This window comes from Neisseria sp. CCUG12390, from assembly GCF_047837985.1.
In the GTDB taxonomy this organism is placed as follows: Bacteria; Pseudomonadota; Gammaproteobacteria; order Burkholderiales; family Neisseriaceae; genus Neisseria.
In genome coordinates this window covers 984,732-1,004,352 of record NZ_CP181244.1, presented here as the reverse complement: position 1 = coordinate 1,004,352, position 19,621 = coordinate 984,732, and the positions used below count along the sequence as shown (strand labels likewise).

Here is a 19,621-nt window from a genome sequence, read left to right as displayed (position 1 = left end):
CAAACGACTTTCAGACGGCCTGCTGCGTTTTCCGCTATAATCAAGGCCGTCTGAAACTTTTTCCGTGTTAAGGATTAAATATGACCAAACAAATCGCCATTCTGCGAGGCGACGGCATCGGCCCTGAAATCATCGGCCAAGCCGTCCGCGTACTCGACAAACTGATTTCAGACGGCCTCGATGCCGCTTACGAATACGCACCTTTGGGCGGCGAAGCCTACGATCAATACGGCCAGCCTTACCCCGAGTTCACGCAAAACCTGTGCCGTAAGGCCGATGCGGTATTGTTGGGTTCGGTAGGCGGCCCGCAATACGATAATCTCGACCGTCCGCTGCGCCCCGAACGCGGTTTGCTGGCGATTCGCAAAGACCTGAATTTATTTGCCAATCTCCGCCCTGCGATTCTGTATCCCGAACTAGCCAATGCTTCGACCTTGAAACCGGAAATCGTCGCCGGTTTGGACATTCTGATTGTGCGCGAGCTGACGGGCGACATTTATTTCGGCGAACCGCGCGGCATCCGCACGCTGGAAAACGGTGAGCGCGAAGGTTTCAACACCATGCGCTACAGCGAAAGCGAAATCCGCCGCATCGCGCATGTCGCCTTCCAAGCCGCGCAGAAACGCAATAAAAAAGTCTGCTCGGTGGGTAAGGCCAACGTCTTGGAGACTACCGAATTATGGCGCGAAGTTTTTGAAGAAGTCGGCAAAGAATATCCCGATGTCGAATTGAGCCATATGTATGTCGACAACGCCGCCATGCAGTTGGTGCGCGCACCGAAACAGTTCGACGTCATCGCCACCGGCAATATTTTCGGCGATATTTTGAGCGACGAAGCGTCCATGCTGACCGGTTCCATCGGTATGCTGCCGTCTGCTTCGCTGAACGAAAACAACAAAGGCCTGTACGAGCCTTCCCACGGCTCCGCACCCGACATCGCCGGCCAAAACAAGGCCAACCCGTTGGCAACCATTTTGTCGTTGGCCATGTTGGTACGCTACAGCCTGAACGACGAAGCGCGCGCGCAGCAAATCGAACAAGCCGTGCAAACCGTGTTGAAACAGGGCTTGCGCACCGGCGATATTTTCGAAGAAGGCACGAAGCTGGTTTCCTGCTCGGAAATGGGCGATGCCGTGTTGGCCGCATTGTAAGGCCGTCTGAAAAAATGCGTGGAGTGGTTCCACGCATTTTTATTGTTACATAACAATACCGCCCTTCATTATCAACATCAGACAAACAGAGAATTAACCGTCAGGAAACGTTTATTTGCGCTGCGTATGTTAAGATAGCTTTTCTCGTTCCGAATTTCCTTCCCATTTGCCCTTACAAAGGATATTGATATGAAAAAAATGATTTTTGCCGTTTTGACTGCCGCCGTTGCCGCTTCTGCTTCTGCCGCCACTTACAAGGTTGACGAAACCCATGCCAACGCCCGTTTCGCCATCGACCATTTCAACACCAGCACCAACGTGGGCGGCTTCTACGGTTTGAACGGTACGGTTGATTTCGAGCAAGCCAAACGCCAAGGCAAAATCGACATCGCCATTCCGATCAGCACCCTGCAAACCGGCTCCGACCGCTTTACCGCACACTTGAAATCAGCCGATTTGTTCAATGCCGAAAAATTCCCGGAAATGCGTTTTGTCTCAACCAAATTCAACTACATGGGCAAAAAGCTGAAATCGGTTGACGGCAACCTGACCCTGTTGGGCAAAACCCACCCCGTCAAACTGAAAGCCGAAAAATTCAACTGTTACAACAGCCCGATGGCCAAAGCCGAAGTCTGCGGCGGCGACTTTTCTACCACCATCGACCGTACAAAATGGGGCATGAATTATCTGGTTGACAGCGGCATGACCAAAAACGTGAAATTGGACATCCAAATCGAAGCCGTGAAACAATAATACGTTAATCATTTAAAAGGCCGTCTGAAAGAAAGATATACTTTCAGACGGCCTTTTACGTTTTCTTGTACGATTTTCACACACAGAAAGACGATAATAACGCGGTCAAACCCAACCTGCATACATTCATCAAAAACAGGAAACACACATGAACACTTTAACTAAATTCACCTTAGGCGCGCTCATGCTGACCGCCGCCTTTGCCGCCCAAGCCGACACCCGTGCCGTCATCGAAACAAACATGGGTAAAATCGAATTGTCTCTGGACGAAACCAAAGCCCCGAAAACCGTCGCCAATTTCGTCAGCTATGCCAAAAAAGGCTTTTACAACAACACGATTTTCCACCGCGTCATCGACAATTTCATGATTCAGGGCGGCGGTTTTACAGCGGATATGGTGCAAAAAGCCACCGATAAAGCGATTGTTAACGAAGCGGGCAACGGCCTGAAAAATACCGTCGGCACCATCGCGATGGCGCGTACCGCCAACCCGAATTCGGCCACCAGCCAGTTCTTCATCAACACCGCCGACAATGATTTCTTAAACTTCACCAGCGCGACGCCGCAAGGCTACGGCTACGCGGTTTTCGGCAAAGTAACCGCCGGCATGGATGTCGTGAACAAAATCAGCAAAGTGCAAACCGCTACCCGCGGCTTTTATCAAAACGTACCTGTGAAGCCGGTGGTAATTCAAAAAGTCAGCATCATCAAGTGATGCGTTAAAACAGCAAACAAGGCCGTCTGAAATTCAGACGGCCTTGTTTTTATTGCCATTTAATTTGCCAACAAATAAACACTGACACTATCGCCTTCACTAATCGTCTGTCCGGCAGGCACTTCGCATAGCCCATCGGCAGCGGTACAGGTCGCCAACATCGCGCTGCCTTGGTTCGGCAGCAGCTTCGCCACCGTTCCGCCTGTTTCATCAACTTCCAAAACCACGCGTAAAAATTCGCGGCGTTTGATGGCTTTTCGGGTTTGGAACGCTGCTTTTGCGGTCACTTCAGGCAGGTGCCAATGACGCGCCTGCCGGCCTGACAATTTATTCAACACCGACAGCAAAAGCATATTCGCCGTTACAAATGTCGCCACGGGATTGCCCGGCAAAATGAAAATTTTGCACTCGCCGATATGCCCCCACGCAAACGGTTTGCCCGGCTTGACGGCCAATGTGTGCATGGTCAGCGAACCGATGTTTTCAACCGCCTGCTTCAGATAATCCGCCTCGCCCACCGACGCACCGCCGCTGGTGACGACGACGTCGAATTGTTCGGCTGCGGCGGACAATGCCGCTTCGGTTTGCGCCAAATCATCCGGCAAAATGCCGCCGTCGCTGACCTGAAAGCCCAAACCTTGCAGCCAGGCCCATAACTGGTAGCGGTTGGCATCGTAGATTTGGCCGTCTGAAAGCGGTTTTCCGGGTTCGACCAATTCGTTGCCCGTCGAAAACACCCGTACTTTCAACGGCTCGTAAACGGCAACCTCCGCATAACCTTGCGAAGCGGCCAACCCCAAAGCCGCCATGTTCAATTTCGTACCACGCGCCAATAGTTCCTGACCGACTTCGATTTCTTCGGCCTTCATGCGCATATTCTGTCCGGCCTGAATATCGGCATTGACCCGCAGACGGCTGCCGTCGGTTTCGGTTTGCTCCTGCATGACCACGGCGGTGGTATTCGGCGGCAGCGGCGCGCCGGTAAAAATGCGCACGGCTTCGCCCTGAGCCAGCGGCATGCCTGCCGCCTGCCCCGCCTGAATCCTGTCGGTGACGGCAAATTCGTACAAGCCACCCTCGGAATCGCACACCGCATAGCCGTCCATCGCGCTGTTGTCGAACATCGGACTCGGATATTTTGCGCTCAGGCTGTGCGCCAAAATGCGGTTGGCCGCTTCGGTTAAAGGCAGCGTCACGGTTTTCAGACGGCATTCGTGGCTGTCGAGCAAGGCCGCGCGTGCAACTTCAAAATCAATCATCATGCTTCTTTCAAATCTTCAGGCGTGTTGTAATTCACAAAATATTTATCCGAATCGAAATTCACTGCGCGGGCGCGCTGCTGCTGGAGCCAGCCGCGTATGGTGCGCATTCCGGCATAAAGATACGGCACGGCACTTTGCAGAATCTGCGGCCGGATAAACATGATGCCGTATTGCTGCTGCTGCGGAGTCTCTACATAAAACGCATTGCACAAAGGCGTGCGCTTGGCCACGGCCAAAAAGCGTTCCACCAAATCCTGCGGCAGCTTCGGCATATCGCAAGACACAATCAAGAGCCAATCCGCTTTGGCCAGCTGCAAATCGTTGGCCGCCGTGCACAATGCCGCCAAAGGGCCTAAGTGGTGCCATTGGCGTGCATCGGGAAAAACATGCGGGCTGCGGCGGGCGTATTCTTCCAGATTGCGGTTGGCGCTGATGGCGATGTGTCCGACCTGCGGCCCGATCCGCCCGATGACATGGTCAATCAAGGGCTTGCCCTGCCATTCGACCAAACCTTTGTCGACGCCGCCCATGCGGCTGCCTTGTCCGCCTGCGAGAATGAGTGCGTAAGTTTTCATGGTGTGTTCCATTGCTGTGCGGCCGCTTGGTCGCTCTGTTTGGCTTCGACCCAACGCTCGAGGCCGTCTGAAAACGTTTCTTTTTTCCAAAACGGCGCTTCGGTTTTCAGATAATCCATAATGGATTCGGCGGCGGCAAAAGCCGCTTTGCGGTGTTCGGATGCCGCCAGCACCAGCACGATTTGCTCGTCGGCACGCAGCTCGCCCACGCGGTGGATAACGGTGCAGGCGGTCAGCGGCCAGCGTTCGGAGGCCGTCTGAACGATACGGGCGATTTCGTTTTCGGTCACTTCCGGAAAATGCTCGAGAAACAGGCTCGCTAAAGGCGTGGCCGTATCGCGGTCGCGCACCAGCCCGACAAAGGCAGCCACCGCACCGGTGTTGCGGCCTTGCGTGCGCAACAGGTCATATTCCTGCTGCAACCGGAAATCCTGCGTTTGGATGCGGATATCGATCTGCATGTCAGCCCCCCGTTACCGGCGGCAGCAGGCCGACTTCGGCACCATCGGGAATCTCGGTTTCCCATGTGCTGATTTTTTTATCCACCACCAAACGGAAAATGTTGCCGGCGGCCAAGGCTTCCGCCCAACCGTCGCCGCGCGCGTGCAGCAAGGCCAGCAAATCGCGGCCGTTGCCGCCCTGCCACTCGATTTGTTCTTGGGCGGTGTTTAATTTTTGTTTCAAAACACCGAAATATAAAATGGTAATCATGGGAAAACTTCAAGCATGGTTATCGAGGCCGTCTGAAAAACCGTTGCCGTCTGGCCTGCAAAATGTTCATATGAATTGAATTTTATCATGGCTGGATTTTACACGAATCCGCGTTAAATTCTAGCGGATAAGGGCATTTCTTTGCACGATTGTGATTTAAGCCAAACAATGCTATTTTAAGGCGTCATTTTATTGCCATCATCATGAACAGACTAACCCAATTTTCAGACGGCCCCAGCCTTTCTGCGCGGCTCAAATTCCTGACGGTTTTATGGGTCAGCTCCGCCCTGTTTTCGGTCGTTTTCACCCTGATTCTGTCGTGGCGGCTCGAAGGCGCGGGCACGGCCATCAACCATGCGGGCAGCCTGCGTATGCAGACTTACCGCCTGACCCATATGGTGCATGAGAAAGAATCCGCCGTTCAGGTGCGTCGGGAGATTCAGGCTTTTGAACAAACCTTGCTGGAGGTGGGGCGGAGCGGTGTGATCAAGCCGCTGCTGCCTTCCCGTTCTGCCAACGCGGTGAATTCCAGCATGATCCAATCGAGCCTGCTGGCGGATTGGCAACAGAAAATACGCCCTGCCTTAGAAGCCCAACGGCTGCCCGACAATCAGGATTTATACCGCTTTGCCGGTAATCTGGATTTGTTTGTGCAGGCTTTGGAAACTGCCAACGAGGAAAACACGCAATGGCTGCGCCGTTTTCAGATGGCCTTGATTCTGATGATTTTCGTTGCGGCCGGTTTCATGATCAGTTTGCACTACGCATGGATTATCCGTCCGCTGGAAGCATTGAGTGCGGGCGTGCGCGCCATCGGCCGTGGCGAATTCGGCACGGAAATCAACACCGACTATATCCGCGAGTTTGCCCAAGTCAACAAAGGCTTCAACCAAATGAGCACCAGCCTGAAAATCCTCTACACGGATTTGGAAGGCCAGGTTGCCCGCCAAACCGAAGACCTCGAACGCCAAAACCGCGATTTGGCACTGCTCTACCAAACCACCCGCGACCTGCACCAAATCCTCCAGCCCAAAACCGCCGTAACGGAATTTTTAGGGCGCACCCTGCCCGCGGTTTCCGCCGTTGCCGGCAGCGTGCATCTGTTTGATGCCGAACACAAACGCTCCGACCTGGTGGCAAGCTTGGGTTTGCCTGAAGATTCCCAAACCGAGCCTTATGCCGATTTGGACGGCAGCTTTTCCGATTCGATTCAGAATCTGCCGCTGCATTATCTCGACAGCGAAAGCAAAGGCCGTCTGATTCCGCTGCCGGAACACGCCCGTTTCGAGCAGATGGCGGTTTTCCCGATTACCTATAAAGAAGAAGAGCTGGGGCTGTTCACGCTGTATTTTTCAGACGGCCACACCTTGAGCCGGAGCGATCACGAACTGCTGCAAACCTTAAGCAGCCAATTGGGGGTTTCGGTTGCCAACAGCCGTTTTGCGCAGGAACGCCGCCTGCTGGCCGTTTTACAGGAGCGCAACTTAATCGCCCAAGGCTTGCACGACAGCATCGCCCAGACGCTGACTTTTTTAAATTTACAGGTACAAATGCTCGAAAGCGCGTACAATGCCGCACAGAAAGAGCAAGTCGAAGAAAACATCCGTTTCATCAAAGACGGCGTGCAGGAATGCTACGATGATGTGCGCGAACTGCTGCTGAATTTCCGCACCAAAATCAGCAACAAAGACTTCCCCGAAGCCGTATCGACGCTCCTGAGCAGATTCGAGCAGCAGACGCAGATCGAAGTGAACACGACTTGGGTGGAGGAAGGCAGTTGGCTCAACCACGACGAGCAGCTTCAGATTATCTTTATCCTTCAGGAGAGCCTGTCGAACATCCGCAAACACGCGCAGGCGGATAAGGTCGAAGTCAGCCTGATTAACCGCCAGGATTTCACCTTGAAAATCAGCGACGACGGCATCGGCTTCGACACGCAGGCCATCGACAGCCTGTCGGGGGAGCACGTCGGGCTGGGCATCATGCAGGAACGCGCCCGCCGCATCGATGCGGTGTTGAACGTCGAATCGCAACCCGGAAAAGGAACCACGGTAACCTTGGTGTTGCCGCAACATAAGAGAACCACCTCATGACTATTCAGATTATCTTGATTGACGACCACACCCTGTTCCGCAGCGGCATCAAAGCCCTGCTTTCACGCCAAAGCGATTTCGAAGTCATCGGCGAGGCTTCAGACGGCCTGTCGGGGGTCAAGCTGGTCGAGCAGCAGCAACCCGATATTGTCCTGCTTGACTTGGATATGCCGGTGATGAACGGCCGCGAAGCCTTGGCGCAGATTTTGAGTGCGAACCCCAACCAAACCGTGATTATGCTGACCGTTTCCGAAGACAGCGACGATTTGACCGAATGCATGCGCATCGGCGCACGCGGTTTCCTGCTGAAAAACATCAACGCCGACTTCCTGCTCGACAGCATCCGCAAGGCGGTCGACGGCGACAACGTCTTCTCCCCGGAAATGACCTCGCGCCTGGTCCAATCTTTGATTTCCCCCGCCGCACCACGCACCGATGCCGCCCTGTCCGCCCTTACCCCGCGCGAATTGGAAATCCTGGGCTATCTCGCCGCCGGACACAGCAACAAAGTCATCGCCCGCCATTTGGACTTGGCCGAATCGACGATTAAAGTTCATGTGCAGAATATTTTGCGCAAACTCAACTTAAGCAGCCGCGTTCAGGCAGCGGTTTATGCCGTACAGCACAAAGTGCCTCAGCCCGAAGGCATTTGAACGGAATCCGCAGACAAAAGGCCGTCGGAAAAAGTTTTTCAGACGGCCTTTTGTATCCAATCTGCTTAGGCTGCTATAATCCCACCATCCAAACCATATCGATGGTTTCATTCCGTTCCATTACCACCACAAGAGACTGATTACCCATGGAAAAGCCTTGGTTACAAAGTTATGAAGCGGGCGTTGCGCACGAAATCGACATCACCCGCTATCAATCCATCATCGATGTTTTCCAACAAAGCGTAGCCAAATTCGGCGATAAGCCGGCGTTTCAAAACATGGGCAAATCGCTCAGCTACAATGAAACCGCCAAGCTCGCCACCGATTTCGCCTCTTACCTGCAAAACGTATTGAAGCTGCAACGCGGCGAGCGCGTCGCCATCATGATGCCCAACCTGCTGCAATATCCGATAACCTTGTTCGGCATTCTGCAGGCAGGCTTGGTGGTGGTGAACACCAATCCGCTCTATACCCCGCGCGAACTGGAACACCAGCTGAAAGACAGCGGCGCGACGACCATCATCGTGCTGGAAAACTTTGCCAACACGCTGGAATTGGTTTTGCCGCGCACCGACATCAAAAACGTGATTGTCGCATCCGTCGGCGAAATGTTCGGCACGATTAAAGGCGGCCTGATGAACTTTGTCTTACGCAAAGTCAAAAAAATGGTACCCGAATACCGCATCGCCGGCACCGTTACTTTTCAGACGGCCTTGAAGCAGGGTGCGGCGCACGCGTTCCGCCCCGTCGAATTAACCCGCGACAATACCGCGCTCCTGCAATACACCGGCGGCACCACCGGCGTGGCCAAAGGCGCCATGCTCAGCCACGGCAATATCTGCGCCAACATGATGCAGGCTTCCGAATGGATTAAAAACCTGCTGCGCGAAGGCGAAGAAGTCGTCATCGCCGCATTGCCGCTTTACCATATTTTTGCGCTTACCGTGAACCTGATGATTTTCTCCAATGCCGGCTCCAAAATCATTCTGATTGCCAACCCGCGCGACATGAAGGGCTTTATCGGCGACATGAAAAAAGAGCGCATCAGCGTGTTTGTCGGCGTCAATACCCTGTTCAACGGTTTGGTCAACCGCCCCGAATTTTCCGAAATCGACTTTTCCGGCCTGAAGCTGACTTTGGGCGGCGGCATGGCCACCCAACGCGCGGTTGCCGAGAAATGGAAAAACATTACCGGCACGCCGATTGTCGAGGCTTACGGTCTGACCGAATGCAGCCCGGGCGTGTGCGCCAATCCCCTGAACATCGAAGCCTATACCGGCAGCATCGGCCTGCCTGTGCCGTCAACCGAAATCGAATTGCGCGACGGCAACGGCAGTCCCGTACCGCAAGGCCAACCCGGGGAAATGTGGGTACGCGGGCCGCAAGTGATGAAAGGCTATTGGAACCGCCCCGAGGAAACCGCCAAAGCCATCGACGGCAAAGGTTTCATCGAAACCGGCGACATTGCCGTGATGGACGAAAAAGGCTGGTTCAAACTGGTTGACCGCAAAAAAGACCTGATTGTCATCTCCGGCTTCAATGTTTATCCGAACGAAATCGAAGAAGTCATCGCCCATCACGACAAGGTTTTGGAGGTCGCCTGCATCGGCGTGCCGAACGAGAAAACCGGCGAGGCCTTGAAAGTTTTCGTGGTGAAAAAAGACGGTTCGCTCACCCGGGAAGAATTAATCGATTTCTGCCGCACCGAGCTGACTGCCTATAAAGTGCCGAAAGACATCGAATTCCGCGACGAACTGCCGAAATCCAACGTCGGTAAAATCCTGCGCCGCGAATTGCGCGACGAAGCCTTGAAGAAAGAAGGTTAAACTGCTTCGCCGATAGGTTCGTCAGGCCGTCTGAAAACAATGTGTATTTTTCAGACGGCCTGTTTCATTTCCCCCTGTTCCCGTTTGCCAGCCCTACCGCTTCAAGGTAAAATCACGTATTCCAACATGGGTTTTTCATCATGACTAAATTTATTTTCGTAACCGGCGGCGTTGTCTCTTCACTCGGAAAAGGTATCGCCGCCGCTTCTATTGCCACCATTCTCGAATCGCGCGGGCTGAACGTCACCATGCTCAAGCTCGACCCGTATATCAACGTCGACCCGGGCACGATGAGTCCGTTCCAGCACGGCGAAGTGTTCGTGACCGACGATGGTGCGGAAACCGATTTGGACTTGGGCCACTACGAGCGTTTCATCAAATCCACGCTGACCCGCCGCAACAGTTTCAGCGCAGGCCAAGTTTATGAAAACGTGATTGCCAAAGAGCGTCGCGGCGACTACTTGGGCGGCACGGTGCAGGTGATTCCGCACATCACCGACGAAATCAAACGCCGCATCCACGAAGGCGCGGCGGGTTACGACGTGGCGATTGTGGAAATCGGCGGCACGGTGGGCGACATTGAATCGCTGCCGTTTCTCGAAGCCATCCGCCAAATGCGCAGCCAGCTCGGCCGCGCGAACACCCTGTTCGCCCACCTGACTTATGTTCCCTACATCGCGGCGGCAGGCGAAATCAAAACCAAACCGACCCAGCACACCGTGAAGGAAATGCTGGGCATCGGCCTGCAACCCGACATTCTGATCTGCCGCATGGACCGCATCATGCCGGAAGACGAACGCCGCAAAATCGCCCTGTTTTGCAACGTGGAAGAGCGCGCGATTGTCGGCAGCTACGATGTCGAGAGCATCTACGAATGCCCCGAGATGCTGCACAACCAGGGCATCGACACCATCATCTGCGAACAGCTCCAGCTTAACGTGCAGCAGGCCGATTTGACCGAGTGGAAAAAAATCGTCCACGCCATCAAAAACCCGAAACACACCGTCAAAATCGGCATGGTCGGCAAATATGTGGATTTGACCGAATCGTACAAATCGCTGATTGAAGCCCTGAAACACGCGGGCATCCACACCGAAACCGACGTGCAGATTACCTATTTCGACAGCGAAGAAATCGAGAAAAACGGCGGCGACGTGTCGGCCTTGAAAGAAATGGATGCCGTACTCGTGCCGGGCGGCTTCGGCGTGCGCGGCGTGGAAGGCAAAATCGCCGCCGTGCGCTATGCGCGTGAAAACAACGTGCCTTATTTAGGCATCTGTCTGGGTATGCAGATTGCGCTCATCGAATACGCCCGCGACGTGGCGGGCTTGGCGGGCGCGAACTCCACCGAGTTTGACCTGAAAACGCCCTACCCCGTGGTCGCCCTGATCGACGAATGGCAGACCGCCGACGGCAGCGTCGAAACCCGCGACGAAAACGCCGATTTGGGTGGCACGATGCGTTTGGGCGCGCAGGCCGTCGAACTCAAAGCCGGCAGCCTGGCCGCCAAAATCTACGGCAACACGGAAATCCGCGAACGCCACCGCCACCGCTACGAAGTCAACAACAACTTCGTACCCGCGCTGGAAAAATCGGGCTTGGTCATCGGCGGCGTGTCCTCAGGCCGCGAACGTCTGGTGGAAACCGTCGAACTGCCGAACCACCCGTGGTTCTTCGCCTGCCAGTTCCACCCCGAATTCACGTCCAACCCGCGCCAAGGCCATCCGCTGTTCAATGCTTTCGTCAAAGCCGCGCTGACGAACAAGAAATCCTGATTTCAGACGGCCTTGGGCCGGACATCAAAAGCACCTGGGTTCAGGTGCTTTTTTTATTGCGAAGGCCGTCTGAAACCCATGAAAACCCTCGAAACCGGTGCCGTGAAGCCGAGCAGTCCAGATTGTTTTCAGACGGCCTCAAGCCATGCGGCAAAATTTACCGCAATATAACAAAATCATCTTTCCATACAACCAACCATTCTTTCCCATTTTCAGACGGCCTCGGTAAAGTAGCGGACAGACTACAATAAGTACAGGAGCCACCATGACCGCCACCGACCCCCGCGCCAAATTACCCGATGCCCCCTTAGCCGACAACGAACGCTTGAAAGGCCAGAGCGAACACTTGCGCGGCACCATCGCCGACGACCTTTCAGACGGCCTCACCGGCGGCTTCAACGGCGACAACTTTCAGCTCATCCGCTTCCACGGCATGTACGAGCAGGACGACCGCGACATCCGCGCCGAACGCGTCGAACAGAAACTCGAGCCGCTGAAAAACGTGATGCTGCGCTGCCGTCTGCCCGGCGGCATCATCAAGCCCGAACAATGGCTGGGCATCGACAAATTCGCCGGCGAAAGCACGCTTTACGGCTCCATCCGCCTGACCAACCGCCAAACCTTCCAGTTCCACGGCGTGTTGAAAGACAACATCAAACCGATGCACCAATGGCTCAACGAATTGGGCTTGGACTCCATCGCCACCGCTGGCGACGTAAACCGCAACGTATTGTGCACCAGCAATCCCGTCGAAAGCGGCCTGCACAAAGAAGCCTACGAATGGGCGAAAAAAATCAGCGAACACCTGCTGCCGAAAACCCGCGCCTACGCCGAAATCTGGCTCGACGGCGAAAAACTGCACTCCACCGAAGACTTGGTCAGCGCGCCGCTGGCCGATGCCGTGAAAAGCGGCGACGCCACCGAACCCGTGCTCGGTAAAAACTACCTGCCGCGCAAGTTCAAAACCACCGTCGTCATCCCGCCGCACAACGATGTCGATCTGCACGCCAACGATTTGAACTTCGTCGCCATCGGCGAAAACGGCAAACTTACCGGCTTCAATGTTTTGGTCGGCGGCGGCCTGTCGATGGAACACGGCAACACCAAAACCTACCCCAACACCGCCCGCGAATTCGGCTTCATCGGCTTGGACAAAGTATTGGACTGCGCCGCCGCCGTGGTTTCCGTGCAGCGCGACTGGGGCAACCGCAGCGACCGCAAAAACGCCAAAACCCGCTACACGCTTGAGCGCGTCGGCGTGCAGACCTTTATCGAAGAAGTGGAAAACCGCATGGGCGCGAAATTTGAGCCGCTGCGCCCCTACGAATTCACCTCGCGCGGCGACCGCATCGGCTGGGTACAGGGCGAAGAAGGCAACTGGCATCTGACCCTGTTCATCGAAAACGGCCGCCTGCTCGACTACCCCGGCCGCCCGCTGAAAACCGGCATGCGCGAAATCGCCAAAATCCACACAGGCGACTTCCGTCTCACCGCCAACCAAAACCTGATTGTGGCCAATGTCAGGCCGTCTGAAAAAGACGCCATCGAAAAAATCGCCCGCGAACACGGCCTCATCAGCGACAGCGTTACCCCGCAGCGCGAAAACAGCATGGCCTGCGTCTCCCTGCCCACCTGCCCGCTGGCCATGGCCGAAGCCGAACGCTTCCTGCCCGGCTTCTCCGACAAAATCGACGAGATTCTTGCCCGCCATAACTTATCGCAAGAACACATTGTTTTGCGCATCACCGGCTGCCCCAACGGCTGCGGCCGCGCCATGCTCGCCGAAATCGGTTTGGTCGGCAAAGCGGTAGGCCGCTACAACCTCTACACCGGCGGCAACCGCGAAGGCACGCGTATCCCGCGCCTGTTTAAAGAAAACATCACTGAACCCGAAATTCTCGAAATCATCGACGGCTGGGTCAGCGCATGGGCATCAGGCCGTCTGAACAACGAAGGATTCGGCGACTTCGCCGTGCGCACGGGCATCGTGAAACCCGTACTCGACGCACCGCGCGATTTCTGGGCGGCACAGGCTTAGCCTGAAACGGACAATAAGGAGAAGGAGCGGCAAAGGCCGTCTGAAATTTCAGACGGCCTTTTTAACGGCTGTTGCGTGTTCATGAACAGGCAGGCAGAGGCTTTAAACATCCTGAAACCATGCAGAACCTTTATGGTTTTATGGCCGTTTGAAATAAAAACCATACAGCGTTGCCGGCTCCTGATGACCGGGTGTACACGGCGGTCGCTGTCGCCTTGTCCGATGCGGTTTCAAACATAAATCTCAAACCGCACCTTTTCCCAAACAAAGATTCCATGTCAAAGGCCGTCTGAAATTTCAGACGGCCTTTTTATCCGAATCTTAAGCTTTATCGGCTTTCAGCAGGATTTCGTACAATCGGTCTTTCAAAGCCAGTTTCTGTTTTTTCAGTTCCTCAATCTCGTCCGAACCGGCGGTCACAGGATTATTGACCAAACCGGTGATTTTATCGTCCAATTCGTTGTGCTCGTCAAACAGACGGGCGAAGTGTGCGTCTTCTTGTTTTAATTTAGAAATCAATTCGCGGTATTCTGGGAACATAACAGTTTTCCTCTCTTGTCGGATTAAAGTAAAAATAACACATTCAGACATCGTGTCGGTTTCTTGACTCCATTATAGCAAAGGCCGTATTTTTAGCCAGCTTTTTTCCCATCGGAATCTGCTTTAAATCAAACATCATCCGCACATCTTTTCCAAGAGGATTTTCCGCCCCTGGACGCGGGAAAAACACCGCCTTACAATCATCCGAAACACCCGACCGCAAGGATAAAGCCATGAATAACGCCATCGAAACCATGAAAAACCACCGTGCATTCCGCCATTTCAAAGACAGTATCGCCATGCCGCAGGAAGACGTGCAGACCATCGTCGATTGCGCGCGCCAAGCGGCTTCTTGGATGAACGGGCAACACTACACCATCATCAACATTACCGACCCCGGCTTGCGCAGCCGAATCGCCGTATTGCAGCCGGCCAATCCGCAAGTGGCCTCGTGCAGCACTTTCCTGATTTTTATCGCTGATTTGCACCGCAGTGCACTGTGTTCGCAAGCCTGTGACGGCACTTTTTCAGCCGCCGGCCATTCCGACAGCCTGATTACCGCCGTCACCGATGCCTCGCTGGCCGCGCAAAATGCCGTTATCGCCGCCGAAAGCCTGGGTTACGGCACCTGCTACATCGGCGGCATCCGCATGATTGCCGCGCACATCATCGAATTATTGAATCTGCCGAAAAACACTTTCCCATTGTTCGGCCTGTGCATCGGCACGCCGGACATCGAAATGCGCGTCAAACCGCGCCTGCCGCAAAATACCATTTATGCCGAAAACCGCTACCCCGACGACCAAACGCTTTCAGACGGCCTCGCCGCCTACGAACACACCATGACCGAATTCGGCGAAGCGCGCGAAAAACTGCCTTACCGCGAAAAGTTCGCCCGCTATTACAGCAGTACCGAGCCGAAAAACGAACCGCTCATCTTCGAGCAGGGCTGGTTGGGCGGCGGCCGGCATGACTAAAGTCCGGGCTGTTTTCGGCACAGAAGGCCGGTTCGTGCTGCTTGCCGACCGCGCCTACTGGATGCCGGTCAACGATGCCGATTACGACCGGACGCCGGAAACGGACGGCGGATTTGTCGTTTACGACGAAGCCTTCTATGCCGTTGGCGGAAATGATGTGGCTTTTGAGTTGCCCGACAACGTCAAAGTATTCGGCGAAGAAACCCGCCGTCTGGAAGAAAAACGCCTGCACATGCTGGCGTTGGAAGATTTGGCGAAAAATCTGCGGGCGGCGCAGGCCGAATACGATTTGGAACAGCTCATCGGCAAAATCGACTTTTATTTAAAGCAGGAAGACCTCTTTGACCGCTGAGTTTCAGACGGCCTGATAAATCTGACAAACCACTGAAAGATAAGCCGTCACCGCCCCGCTTCGCCCGGCCGCCCGTCCGCGGCAGGCCGGCCTGTATCCGTTGTTTGCCGATTCTGTGATAATTTCCGAATAATGCATTAAAATTGTTGACAATTCCGGCCAATTTGATACATTGTCCAACTTATTTGTCTGCAACATTCATCTTCTCCCACCATTCCACCACATAAGGATAAACCCATGTTTTCAAAAAGCGTGACCCTCGCAAAATTCGACCCTGAATTGGCCGCCGCCATGGATTTGGAAGTACAGCGACAACAAGACCACGTTGAGCTGATTGCCTCCGAAAACTACGTCAGCTGCGCCGTGATGGAAGCCCAAGGCTCGCAACTGACCAACAAATACGCCGAAGGCTATCCCGCCAAACGCTACTACGGCGGCTGCGAACACGTCGATGTGGCCGAACAGCTCGCCATCGACCGCGTGAAAAAACTGTTCGGCGCGGAATACGCCAACGTGCAGCCGCACTCCGGCTCGCAGGCCAACCAAGCCGTTTACGCTTCCGTTTTGCAGCCGGGCGACACCATTTTGGGCATGAGTCTGGCACACGGCGGCCACCTGACCCACGGCGCAAGCGTGAACATCTCCGGCAAACTGTACAACGCCGTTACCTACGGCCTGGACGAAAACGAAGTGTTGGATTACGCCGAAGTGGAACGCTTGGCTCTGGAATACAAGCCGAAAATGATTGTGGCCGGCGCATCCGCCTACGCGCTGGAAATCGATTGGGCGCGCTTCCGCGAAATCGCCGACAAAGTGGGCGCATATCTGTTCGTGGACATGGCGCACTACGCAGGCTTGGTGGCAGGCGGCGAATATCCGAACCCCGTTCCCTTTGCCGACTTTGTGACCACCACCACCCACAAAACCCTGCGCGGCCCCCGCGGCGGCGTGATTCTGTGCCGCGACAACACCCACGAAAAAACCCTGAACTCGGCCATTTTCCCGAGCCTGCAAGGCGGCCCGCTGATGCACGTCATCGCCGCCAAAGCCGTAGCCTTCAAAGAAGCACTCGAACCCGAGTTCAAACAATACGCCAAACAGGTGAAAATCAACGCCGCAGCGATGGCCGAAGAATTGGTGAAACGCGGTTTGCGCATCGTTTCCGGCCGTACCGAAAGCCACGTTTTCCTGGTTGACCTGCAACCGATGAAAATCACCGGAAAAGCCGCCGAAGCCGCCCTGGGCAACGCGCACATTACCGTCAACAAAAACGCCATTCCGAACGACCCTGAAAAACCGTTCGTTACTTCAGGCATCCGCATCGGCTCCGCCGCCATGACCACACGCGGTTTCAACGAAGCCGACGCCCGCGTTTTGGCCAACTTGGTAGCCGATGTCTTGGCCAATCCTGAAGACGAAGCCAACTTGGCCAAAGTGCGCGAACAGGTAACTGCGTTGTGCAACAAATATCCGGTTTACGGTAATTGATGGTTTTCAGACGGCCTTGTCTTTCCAAAGGCCGTCTGAAAACGCAACCGCAACAAAGGCCGTCTGAATCTTTCAGACGGCCTTTCGCTTTAACGGAATCCTGTTAAAACCTTACTTTATGATAATAGCGAACCAATCTGCTTCGTCGGCTGAGGCTCGTACCGCCTTGGTTCTACCGCCTTGTATTTGCAGTATTTTAGTTCACTATACTGCCCGCAATAACCTTGCCCCGACCCGAATCGTGCAAATTCCGCAAAGTTACTTTTCAGACGGCCTGCCGTCCTTATGCCGTCTGAAAACTTATAACGAAAACGCATTAAATTAAAACCAACCATTCTTTCCCTTTTTCAGACGGCCTCGCTAAAGTAACGCTACTTTATTGCTGACACGGCTTTGGTCAAGACCACGCACTTTCCGGTTTGCCTTGCCATACCGACTTTTCACGCCGAGCCTGTTCAGCCGCCAAACCAGAATAAACGACGACAGCCGTTGCTGACGGATACTCCGTCCCGCACCCAAGCTGCTTCGACAAAGGAATCTCCATGAACCAAGCCAATCCGTTACCCGCCGAAATTTCGGCACAATTATCCGCCTTATCCCCTACCCAGCTGGCTTGGTTGTCGGGCTATTGTTGGGCGCAAAGCCAAGGCGTGGCAAGCGGTGCCGCGGTGCCGGCTGCATTTGCTGCCGAATCCGCCGCACCTGCCCTGACCCGCCGCGTCACCGTATTATCCGCCTCCCAAACCGGCAATGCGCGCCGCGTGGCCGAAACCCTGCATCAGAAACTGACCGCCGCAGGCGTAGAGGCACGCCTTGTCGGTGCAGCCGATTTCAAAAGCAAATCGCTGCCCGAAGAAGACATCCTGCTGCTGGTCACGTCCACCCAAGGCGAAGGCGAGCCACCCGAGGAAGCCGTGCCTCTATATAAATTCGTGTTCGGCAAAAAATCGCCTGATTTGGGCAAACTGACTTTTGCCGTTTTAGGCTTGGGCGACTCTTCCTATCCGAATTTCTGCCAAGCCGGTAAAGATTTTGACGGCAAATTCGCCGACTTGGGCGGCAGCCGTTTGGTTGATTTGGGCATGTGCGACTTGGATTTCCAAGCAGCTGCGGATGCTTGGATCGATGCAGTCGTTCCCAAAGTGGCCGAATTGTCTGCCCGCACCGCCGCATCTGCCGCGGCAACACCTTCAAACCCGACAGCCGTCGGCGGCGCGGTTTACACCAAAGAACAGCCTTATACCGCCACTTTGTCCGTGCGCCAAAAAATCACCGCGCGCGCAGCCGAAAAAGACGTGGAACACATCGAAATCGATTTGAGCGGCTCGGGTATCCGGTACCAAGCCGGCGACGCATTGGGCGTTTGGCCGCTGAACGCGCCGGATACCGTGCAGGAAATCCTCAACCTTGCCCGATTGAGCGGCTCCGAAACGGTTAAACTCGCCGACGGCAAAGAAACCGACATTCAGACGGCCTTGACCGAATACGCCGACATCACGCAAAACACGCCGGCCTTTTTGCAGCAGTATGCCGAACTGACCGACCATGCCGAATTGCGCGAAATTGTCTCCGACCGCGACAAACTCGATGCCTATCTGGCCATCACGCCGCCGGCGGGCGTATTGGCAACCTACCCGCAAGCTTTGAACGCGCAGACCCTGCTCGGCCTGTTCCGCCCGCAAACGCCGCGCCTGTATTCCATCGCTTCGGCGCAGGACGAAGTCGGCGAAGAAGTGCACCTTACCGTCGGCGTAGTGCGTTTCGACCACCACGGCCAAACCTACACCGGTGCGGCTTCGGGCTTTGTCGGCGAACGTTTGGAAGAAGGCGGCGAAGTGAACGTATTCGTCGAACCCAATCCGCATTTCCGTCTGCCTGAAAACGGCGACACCCCGATTATCATGATCGGCGCAGGCACCGGCGTCGCCCCGTTCCGCGCGTTTATGCAGCAGCGCGAAGCCAACGGCGACAACGGCAAAAACTGGCTCTTTTTCGGCAACCAGCGTTTCTCCGACGATTTCCTGTATCAAATCGAATGGCAGCAGTTCCGCAAAGACGGTCTGCTGACCCGTGCGGATTTGGCATGGAGCCGCCAAGGAAAAGAAAAAGTGTATGTGCAACACAAAATCGTCGAAAACGCCGCCGAAGTGTGGGCATGGCTGCAGGAAGGCGCGCATGTATATGTATGCGGCGACGCAACCCGCATGGCGCGCGACGTGGAAGAAGCCCTGCTGACCGTCATTGCCGGACAAGGCGGATTGAGCCGCGACGATGCCGAAGACTATCTCAACGGGTTACGCGAAGACAAACGCTACCAGCGCGACGTGTACTGATTTTCCTCCGCCTTGAAGTAGCTTGGGCCGTCTGAAAACGAACGCAGTGAGTTTCGCTAAAACGAACGTAGTGAGTTTCGCTAAAACGAGCGCAGTGAGTTTCGCTAAAAAGTTTCAGACGGCCTTTTTTTCAGACGGCCTTGGTGGGGTTTCCCGCAAAAAATCCAGTATAATGGCAGAAGGACAACCGACAAGGCAAAATAAATTGGAAGGATTACAACAACTTATACAAATGTTAATCGCATTTGTGAATTGGATATTGAAATTACTCGACTTTTTGTTTTAAACTGTGCCCAGTCATTTATTTATTGATTCAGACCTTTCCATCATGCAAAACCGAATCCGCTCAGTTGCTTATTATTATTGGTACCACACAAAC

At 54.7% G+C, this 19,621-nt stretch carries 18 protein-coding genes; 12 read left to right on the top strand and 6 right to left on the bottom strand.

The window, feature by feature from the left end; genetic code table 11:
- Nucleotides 1-80: 80 nt before the first annotated feature.
- The 3 genes from leuB to ACM67E_RS04660 all read left to right on the top strand — a co-directional run bounded on the left by leuB (nt 81) and on the right by ACM67E_RS04660 (nt 2,619).
- Nucleotides 81-1,151, top strand: a complete 1,071-nt coding sequence (leuB, locus tag ACM67E_RS04670) for a 3-isopropylmalate dehydrogenase (RefSeq protein WP_416192451.1) — start codon at nt 81-83, stop codon at nt 1,149-1,151.
- 189 nt (nt 1,152-1,340) lie between these two features.
- Nucleotides 1,341-1,904, top strand: coding sequence for a YceI family protein (locus tag ACM67E_RS04665; protein ID WP_416192450.1), 564 nt, complete (start codon nt 1,341-1,343; stop codon nt 1,902-1,904).
- A gap of 148 nt (nt 1,905-2,052) precedes the next feature.
- Entirely contained in the window at nt 2,053-2,619 is a 567-nt protein-coding gene (locus ACM67E_RS04660) for a peptidylprolyl isomerase (RefSeq protein WP_416192449.1), read from the top strand.
- A 59-nt stretch (nt 2,620-2,678) separates the two neighbouring features.
- Here the strand turns inward: ACM67E_RS04660 and glp are convergent, their stop codons facing one another.
- From glp to ACM67E_RS04640, 4 genes are read right to left on the bottom strand one after another with little or no spacing between them, the layout of a single operon-like run.
- Nucleotides 2,679-3,881: a gephyrin-like molybdotransferase Glp gene (glp, locus tag ACM67E_RS04655; protein ID WP_416192448.1), complete on the bottom strand. Its 1,203-nt coding sequence runs from the start codon at nt 3,879-3,881 to the stop codon at nt 2,679-2,681.
- Nucleotides 3,878-4,456 carry a molybdenum cofactor guanylyltransferase MobA gene (gene mobA / locus ACM67E_RS04650; RefSeq protein ID WP_416192447.1) on the bottom strand — a complete coding sequence of 193 codons (579 nt, stop codon included), beginning with the start codon at nt 4,454-4,456 and terminating at the stop codon, nt 3,878-3,880. The genes glp and mobA overlap by 4 nt, the downstream gene beginning before the upstream one ends.
- The gene (locus tag ACM67E_RS04645) at nt 4,453-4,917 is read right to left on the bottom strand and encodes a molybdenum cofactor biosynthesis protein MoaE (protein ID WP_416192446.1); all 465 of its coding nucleotides are present in this window, start codon (nt 4,915-4,917) and stop codon (nt 4,453-4,455) included. The genes mobA and ACM67E_RS04645 overlap by 4 nt, the downstream gene beginning before the upstream one ends.
- 1 nt (nt 4,918) lies before the next feature.
- Nucleotides 4,919-5,167, bottom strand: a complete 249-nt coding sequence (locus ACM67E_RS04640) for a MoaD/ThiS family protein (protein WP_416192445.1) — start codon at nt 5,165-5,167, stop codon at nt 4,919-4,921.
- A 203-nt stretch (nt 5,168-5,370) separates the two neighbouring features.
- Between ACM67E_RS04640 and ACM67E_RS04635 the strand changes: the two genes are divergently transcribed.
- The 5 genes from ACM67E_RS04635 to cysI all read left to right on the top strand — a co-directional run bounded on the left by ACM67E_RS04635 (nt 5,371) and on the right by cysI (nt 13,552).
- The gene (locus ACM67E_RS04635; RefSeq protein ID WP_416192444.1) at nt 5,371-7,260 is read left to right on the top strand and encodes a histidine kinase; all 1,890 of its coding nucleotides are present in this window, start codon (nt 5,371-5,373) and stop codon (nt 7,258-7,260) included.
- Entirely contained in the window at nt 7,257-7,913 is a 657-nt protein-coding gene (locus ACM67E_RS04630; RefSeq protein ID WP_416192443.1) for a response regulator, read from the top strand. Before ACM67E_RS04635 ends, ACM67E_RS04630 begins: the two co-directional genes overlap by 4 nt.
- A gap of 146 nt (nt 7,914-8,059) precedes the next feature.
- Complete coding sequence (locus ACM67E_RS04625) at nt 8,060-9,739, top strand: AMP-binding protein (protein WP_416192442.1); 1,680 nt, start codon at nt 8,060-8,062, stop codon at nt 9,737-9,739.
- Nucleotides 9,740-9,879: 140 nt separating this feature from the next.
- Complete coding sequence (locus ACM67E_RS04620) at nt 9,880-11,514, top strand: CTP synthase (protein WP_416192441.1); 1,635 nt, start codon at nt 9,880-9,882, stop codon at nt 11,512-11,514.
- 265 nt (nt 11,515-11,779) lie between these two features.
- Nucleotides 11,780-13,552 carry an assimilatory sulfite reductase (NADPH) hemoprotein subunit gene (cysI, locus tag ACM67E_RS04615; RefSeq protein WP_416192440.1) on the top strand — a complete coding sequence of 591 codons (1,773 nt, stop codon included), beginning with the start codon at nt 11,780-11,782 and terminating at the stop codon, nt 13,550-13,552.
- Nucleotides 13,553-13,873: 321 nt separating this feature from the next.
- Here cysI and ACM67E_RS04610 read toward each other — a convergent pair whose 3' ends face one another.
- Nucleotides 13,874-14,092 (bottom strand): YdcH family protein, encoded by a 219-nt coding sequence (locus tag ACM67E_RS04610; RefSeq protein WP_416192439.1) that lies wholly within the window; start codon nt 14,090-14,092, stop codon nt 13,874-13,876.
- Nucleotides 14,093-14,135: 43 nt separating this feature from the next.
- Nucleotides 14,136-14,327, bottom strand: coding sequence for a hypothetical protein (locus ACM67E_RS04605; RefSeq protein WP_416192438.1), 192 nt, complete (start codon nt 14,325-14,327; stop codon nt 14,136-14,138).
- Between ACM67E_RS04605 and ACM67E_RS04600 the strand changes: the two genes are divergently transcribed.
- The 4 genes from ACM67E_RS04600 to ACM67E_RS04585 all read left to right on the top strand — a co-directional run bounded on the left by ACM67E_RS04600 (nt 14,326) and on the right by ACM67E_RS04585 (nt 19,242).
- Nucleotides 14,326-15,069: an NADPH-dependent oxidoreductase gene (locus ACM67E_RS04600; RefSeq protein ID WP_416192437.1), complete on the top strand. Its 744-nt coding sequence runs from the start codon at nt 14,326-14,328 to the stop codon at nt 15,067-15,069. The two genes, ACM67E_RS04605 and ACM67E_RS04600, sit on opposite strands and share 2 nt — an antisense overlap.
- Complete coding sequence (locus tag ACM67E_RS04595; RefSeq protein WP_416192436.1) at nt 15,062-15,421, top strand: hypothetical protein; 360 nt, start codon at nt 15,062-15,064, stop codon at nt 15,419-15,421. Before ACM67E_RS04600 ends, ACM67E_RS04595 begins: the two co-directional genes overlap by 8 nt.
- Before the next feature lie 237 nt (nt 15,422-15,658).
- The gene (glyA, locus tag ACM67E_RS04590; protein WP_416192435.1) at nt 15,659-16,909 is read left to right on the top strand and encodes a serine hydroxymethyltransferase; all 1,251 of its coding nucleotides are present in this window, start codon (nt 15,659-15,661) and stop codon (nt 16,907-16,909) included.
- Between the two features lie 542 nt (nt 16,910-17,451).
- Nucleotides 17,452-19,242 (top strand): assimilatory sulfite reductase (NADPH) flavoprotein subunit, encoded by a 1,791-nt coding sequence (locus ACM67E_RS04585; protein WP_416192434.1) that lies wholly within the window; start codon nt 17,452-17,454, stop codon nt 19,240-19,242.
- Nucleotides 19,243-19,621: the final 379 nt, after the last annotated feature.